Below are 6,000 nucleotides of genomic sequence, written 5' to 3' on the forward strand. Positions count from 1 at the left end.
CCGAGAGACGGCCGTCGAGGGCCGGCCGTTGAGGGAAAGTTGTCGGGGGAGGGCAGTTGGGGGACGCCCGATGGGGGACGGTAGTCGAGCGTCGGCATTCGGGGGCGGCCGAGAGACGGCCGTCGAGGGCCGGCCGTCGAGGGAAAGCCGTCAGGGGAAGGGCCGTTGGGGGACGGCAGTCGAGGGAGGCCGGTCGGGGGGCGCCCCGAACTCCTACGGCGTCAGTGGGCCGCGCTCAGTTCCTTCGGATCGGCGAGAGCCGCACCGTGCGCATCCGTCCGCTCGGCCGCCAGAATCGCCGCCGAGGTGTCCGCGCGCGAGGCCGCCACCACGAGCGCGCGCCCGGCGAGGGCATGGGCACGCCGGTGCAGGGCGGCGGGATCACCGCTCGCGGCCGGGGTCGCGCGCAGCGGCTCGCGTCCGCCCCGCAGCCGGCGGACCTCGCCGGCCAGGCGCTCCGCGGCGGTGTCCAGGCCGGGGCAGGGCGTCAGGGCGCGCAGGTCGTCGGTGACGGCGAGCAGCGCGGAGAGGTGGCCGGCCAGCTGGATGTCCAGCTCTTCCTCGCGCGAGCGGTGGGGGAAGTCCGAGTCGGTGCCGGCCGTCGTGCTGTGGACCGACTTGGTGCGGATCGGTTCGTACATGGGACGGCCTCCTGTGCGCTGACAGGAAACCATCCTAGCTTAGATCTCGTCTAAAGTTGAGCGCGGTCACGGAACGGGCCCCGGTGACTACGGCTGGCCGTACCCGTCCAGGAACGACCCGATCCGCGTCACCGCGTCCCGCAGATCCCCCGCCGTCGGCAGGGTCACGACCCGGAAGTGATCGGGTTCGGGCCAGTTGAAGCCCGTGCCGTGGACCACCATGATCTTTTCCCGGCGCAGCAGGTCAAGGACCATCCGCCGGTCGTCCTTGATCTTGAAGACCTGCGGATCGAGCCGCGGGAAGAGATACAGCGCGCCCTTGGGCCGTACGCAGGTCACTCCCGGGATCTGCGTCAGCAGCTCGTACGCCGTGTCCATCTGCTCCTTCAGGCGCCCGCCCGGCAGGACCAGGTCGTTGATCGACTGGCGCCCGCTGAGCGCGGCCATGACCCCGTGCTGGCCCGGCATGTTCGCGCACAGGCGCATGTTCGCCAGGATCGTCAGGCCCTCCAGGTAGGAGTCGGCGTGCGCGCGCGGCCCGGAGACGGACATCCAGCCGACGCGGTAACCGGCCACCCGGTACGCCTTCGACATGCCGTTGAAGGTCAGCGTCAGCAGGTCGGGGGCTACCTTGGCGGTCGGGGTGTGCGTCGCGCCGTCGTAGAGGATCTTGTCGTAGATCTCGTCGGAGCAGACCAGCAGGTTGTGCCGGCGGGCGATGTCGGTCAGGCCCTTCAGCACGGCCTCGTCGTACACCGCACCCGTCGGGTTGTTCGGGTTGATGATGACGATCGCCTTGGTGCGGTCGGTGACCTTGCGCTCGATGTCGGCGAGGTCGGGCATCCAGTCGGACTGCTCGTCGCAGCGGTAGTGCACCGCCGTACCGCCGGACAGGGAGACCGCGGCCGTCCACAGCGGGTAGTCCGGCGCCGGTACGAGCACCTCGTCGCCGTCGTCCAGCAGCCCCTGCATCGCCATCACGATCAGCTCGGAGACGCCGTTGCCGATGAAGACGTGCTCGACGTCGGTCTCGATGCCGATGGTCTGGTTGTGCATCACGACCGCGCGGCGGGCGGCCAGCAGGCCCTTGGCGTCGCCGTAGCCGTGCGCCGAGGAGACGTTGCGGAGGATGTCCTCCAGGATCTCCGGCGGGCACTCGAAGCCGAACGCGGCGGGGTTTCCGGTGTTGAGCTTCAGGATGCGGTGACCGGCCGCCTCCAGCCGCATCGCCTCCTCGAGCACCGGACCCCGGATCTCGTAACAGACGTTGGAGAGCTTGGTCGACTGGATCACCTGCATGTCCGTGAGCTTACGACCCCCCACTGCCCCGTGCTCCGTGTTTTCCGCCACGCGAGGCGATGGAAAGTTTGGACTGTTATCGCCGGTAACTGTCACACGCGTCACACGCGTCTCTACAATCCCCCCACATGACGACCGAACGCCCGCAGGGGGCGGGGGCGTACGGCGCGCACGGTGCGGGTGACGAGCCACCGGCCCTGCCCAGCGTGTACCACCCGCAGGAAGCCCCGGCTCCCTCGTACGAGGCATACGCCGACCCCGCCTCCGCCTACGGCTGGCAGAACGCGTACGACGAGACGTGCGAGCTGCCTGCGATATCCGAGGCGGCGGGGCTGTTTGGGGCGGAAGGGGCGTGCGAGGCGGCTGGGGCATATGAGGCGGCTGGCCCATATGAGGCGGCTGGGCCGCGTGATGCGTACGAGCCGCACGCGTCCCGTGCACCTCATGCGTCCCACGCGTCCCATGCACCGCAGGCCTCCGACGGCTCGTACGGCTCGTACGGCCTGGACACCCCGGACACCCCGGACACCCCGGACGTCCTCCGCGACACCGTCGCACTCGGCGTCCTCGCCGCGCCCGGCGCTCCCACCGCACCCCCTGCCCCCTCCACCTCGCACGGCCGGACCGCTCGGGCCGGTCGGACCGGCCGTGCCGGTCGGCGGAGGCAGCGGCAGCGGGAGCGCCTCGGGCGTCGGCGGCTGGCGATCGTCGCCGGGGTGGTCGGCGTCGCCGGTACCGTCGCCCTGATCACCGGCCTGGGCGGCTCGGGTTCCCCCGGCGGGGGCAAGAATCCCGCCAAGGGGGAGGGTGCCCCTCGCACCTCCCGTACCGCGCCCGAGGGAACGGCCACGGGTTCCCCGGACGCCGGTGCCGGTCGGGCCGCCTCGCCGTCCCCCGCTTCCCCGGGGACCGCCACCGCGTCCGGGCCGGGCGCGGGAACGGCGCGGAGCGGCAGCCCGACGACGGCCGCGCCCTCTTCGTCCGCCCCGGGGTCCACCCGGCCCACGTCCACGGCGACGACTCCCTCCGTGGCGCCGACCACTCCCGGTGGCCCCGGGAGCAGGGGCCACGGCCACGGCCGCAAGCCCATGGGGAACGAGTAGAACTGACGGCGCGCCGGGAGAGCCGCGCGCCGCCGTCACGGCCGACTCTTCGCCGATTCGCCGATTCGCCGATCCGTCAATTCGCCAACTCGCCGCCAGATCCTTGCTCATGCGCGCCCCTGTCGTGAGAATGCTCATGACAAAGACAGGCGACCGGAAGATCTCCGGTCGCCCACGTCGTAAGAGGGGACCCCCACATGAACAAGCCTCTCCTGGCCGTCCTGTCCGCCCTCGCGATAGCCGGGGTCGGCGCGGCACCCGCGGTCGCCGCACCGCAGGGCCACGCGGTCGAGGCCGCGAAGTCGGCCAAGACTGCCGAGCCGGTCAAGTCCGCCAAGACCGCCGAGCCGGTCAAGTCCGCCAAGGCGGCTGAGTCGGCCAAGACTGCCCAAGCCGCCAAGGCGGTGACCGTCACCTTCGCCGGGACGGTGTCGCTCAGCAACTGCTCCGGATCCGTCGTCCGCTTCCCGGGCTCCGCGGACACCGACCCCGCGCTCGTGATGACCAACGGCCACTGCCTGGAGACCGGCTTCCCGAGTCCGGGCCAGGTGATCACCGGCCAGTCCTCCAGCCGCACCTTCGGCCTGCTGAACTCCTCCGGCACCAAGGTCGCGACGCTGCGCGCCAACCAGGTCGTGTACTCCACGATGACCGACACGGACGTCACGATCTACCGGCTGACCACCACCTACGCGGCGATCAAGAGCTCGTACGGCATCAGCGCGCTCACCGTGCAGAACACGCACCCGGCCGCGGGCGCCGGCATCAAGGTCGTCTCCGGGTACTGGAAGCGGATCTACAGCTGCGACGTCGACGGGTTCGTGTACCGGCTGAAGGAGGGCGACTGGACCTGGAAGGACTCGCTGCGCTACACCCCTGCCTGCAACACCATCGGCGGCACCTCCGGCTCCCCGGTGATCGACACCGCCACCGGCAACGTGGTCGCGGTCAACAACACCGGCAACGAGGACGGCGAGACCTGCACCGTGAACAACCCGTGCGAGGTGGACGAGGCCGGCACCGTCACCGTCCGCAAGGGAATCAACTACGCCGAGGAGACGTACCAGATCCCCGCCTGCTTCACGACCGGCAACAAGCTGGACCTGACCGCGGCCGGCTGCGTGCTCCCCAAGCCGTGACAGCCGTCCACTCGTGACAGCCGCCTGCCCGTAGCAGCCGCCTACACGGGCGTGCGGCGGACCGAACGGCCCGCCAGCACGTCCGTGCGCCGGCCGTCCTCGACGGCGTAGCGGCCGTCGATCAGGACGTACGGGATCCCCGTCGGTAGCGTGCGGGGCTCGGCGAACGTGGCGCCGGGGGCGACCGTGGCCGGGTCGAACAGGACCAGGTCCGCCCGGTGGCCCTCGCGCACCAGACCGCGGTCCGGCAGTCGTAGCCGGGCCGCGGGCCGCGCGGTGAGGTGCGCGACGCACTCCTCCAGCGTCAGCACGCCCAACTCCCGTACGTAGTGCCCGAGATAGCGCGGGAAGGTGCCGTACGCCCGCGGATGCGGCTTGGTGCCCTGGAGGATGCCGTCGGAGCCGCCGGTGTGCGCGCGGTGCCGCATGATCGTACGGACGTTGTCCTCGTGACCCACGTGCTGCAGGATCGTCGTACCGAGGCGGTCCTCGACCAGCAGCCGCCGGGCGGTCGTCCAGGGGCTCTCGCCGAGCAGTGCGGCCGACTCCCGGACCGTGCGGCCCACGAAGTCGTCCAGCGCCGGGTCGCTCACGCCCGCGATCTCGATCGTCTCCCACTCCATGGGCACACCGTGGCAGCCGTCCGAGCCGGTGACCTCCAGGTCGTGCCGGATCCGCTCGGCCGTCGCCGGGTCGGTGAGCCGGGCCAGGATCTCCTCCGGGCCGCCCTCGCTCGCCCAGCTCGGCAGCAGCGCGGCCAGGGTGGTGCAGCCGGGGGTGTAGGGGTAGGTGTCCAGCGTGATGTCCGCGCCTGAGTCCAACGCCCGGTCGAGCAGCGCCAGCAGCTCGGGCGCGCGGCCCTCGTTCACGCCGAAGTTCATGGTGGCGTGCGCCAGATGCAGCGGGCAGCCCGCCTCCCGGGTCAGTGCCACCATCTCGGCGTAGGCCTCCAGGGCGCCCGCGCCGTAGGAGCGGTGGTGCGGGCAGTAGTAGCCGCCGTACGACGCCACCACCCGGCACAGCTCGGTCAGTTCGGCGCCCCCGGCGTACATGCCGGGCGTGTAGGTGAGCCCGGAGGACAGTCCGACCGCGCCCTGTTCCAGTCCCTCCGCGACCAACTGCCGCATCCGGCCCAGCTCTTCGGGGCTCGCGGGGCGGTCCTCCCAGCCGACGGCGAGGGCGCGGACGGTGCCCTGCGGGATGAGATACGCGGCGTTGACGGCGATCCCGCGCCCGTCGAACCCGTGGTCCAGCCGGTCCAGGTACTCGCCGACCGTCCGCCAGTCGAAGCCGATGTCGTCGCCGTACCCGTTCCAGCCGGTGATCGCCCGCCGCACCTCCTCCAGCGTGCGGTCGTCCACGGGCGCGTACGACAGCCCGTCCTGCCCGATGACTTCGAGCGTGACCCCCTGCGCCAGCTTCGCGCTGTGGTCCGGGTCGCGCAGCAGCGCGAGGTCGGAGTGGGCGTGCATGTCGATGAAGCCGGGGGAGAGGACGAGTCCCTCGGCATCCAACTCCCGTCGCGCCCGCGGCCGTTGGCAGCCCGCCGCCGCGGCCTCCTTGACGATCGAGACGATCCGGCCGCCGTCGACCACCACATCGGCGCGGTACGACGGCTCGCCGCTGCCGTCGACCACGTCCGCGTCCCGGATGACGAGCTGCTCCACGGTCATTGACCTCCTTGACGGAACGTACGGACTAGAGGACGGACTTAAAGGACGGACTTACTGATCGTTTCAGAATGAGGTTCGTAGGCGGCGGAGGCATATGAGACTGCAGGCCAGTTCGAGCAGGCCCTGGTGGAGATCGGCGCGTCGT

Annotated in this window: 5 protein-coding genes; 2 read left to right on the forward strand and 3 right to left on the reverse strand. The window is 71.2% G+C overall.

Annotated elements, in window-relative coordinates; all coding sequences use genetic code 11:
* Positions 1-221: 221 nt before the first annotated feature.
* A complete protein-coding gene (locus ACGFYV_RS27965; protein ID WP_393881246.1) occupies positions 222-641 on the reverse strand; it encodes a hypothetical protein in 420 nt (139 codons plus the stop codon).
* An 87-nt stretch (positions 642-728) separates the two neighbouring features.
* On the reverse strand, positions 729-1,940 hold the full coding sequence (locus tag ACGFYV_RS27970; RefSeq protein WP_393881247.1) for a pyridoxal phosphate-dependent aminotransferase: 1,212 nt from the start codon (positions 1,938-1,940) through the stop codon (positions 729-731).
* A 128-nt stretch (positions 1,941-2,068) separates the two neighbouring features.
* On the opposite strand from ACGFYV_RS27970, the gene ACGFYV_RS27975 reads away from it, so the two are divergent.
* Together ACGFYV_RS27975 and ACGFYV_RS27980 are read left to right on the forward strand one after the other, a co-directional pair.
* Positions 2,069-3,043, forward strand: coding sequence for a hypothetical protein (locus ACGFYV_RS27975; RefSeq protein ID WP_393881248.1), 975 nt, complete (start codon positions 2,069-2,071; stop codon positions 3,041-3,043).
* A gap of 197 nt (positions 3,044-3,240) precedes the next feature.
* Positions 3,241-4,182, forward strand: coding sequence for a trypsin-like serine peptidase (locus tag ACGFYV_RS27980; RefSeq protein ID WP_393881249.1), 942 nt, complete (start codon positions 3,241-3,243; stop codon positions 4,180-4,182).
* 41 nt (positions 4,183-4,223) lie between these two features.
* On the opposite strand, the gene ACGFYV_RS27985 is transcribed toward ACGFYV_RS27980, so the two are convergent.
* Positions 4,224-5,849 carry an amidohydrolase family protein gene (locus tag ACGFYV_RS27985; protein ID WP_393881258.1) on the reverse strand — a complete coding sequence of 542 codons (1,626 nt, stop codon included), beginning with the start codon at positions 5,847-5,849 and terminating at the stop codon, positions 4,224-4,226.
* Positions 5,850-6,000: the final 151 nt, after the last annotated feature.

The sequence above is a fragment of the Streptomyces sp. NPDC048297 genome, assembly GCF_043201585.1.
In the GTDB taxonomy this organism is placed as follows: Bacteria; Actinomycetota; Actinomycetes; order Streptomycetales; family Streptomycetaceae; genus Streptomyces.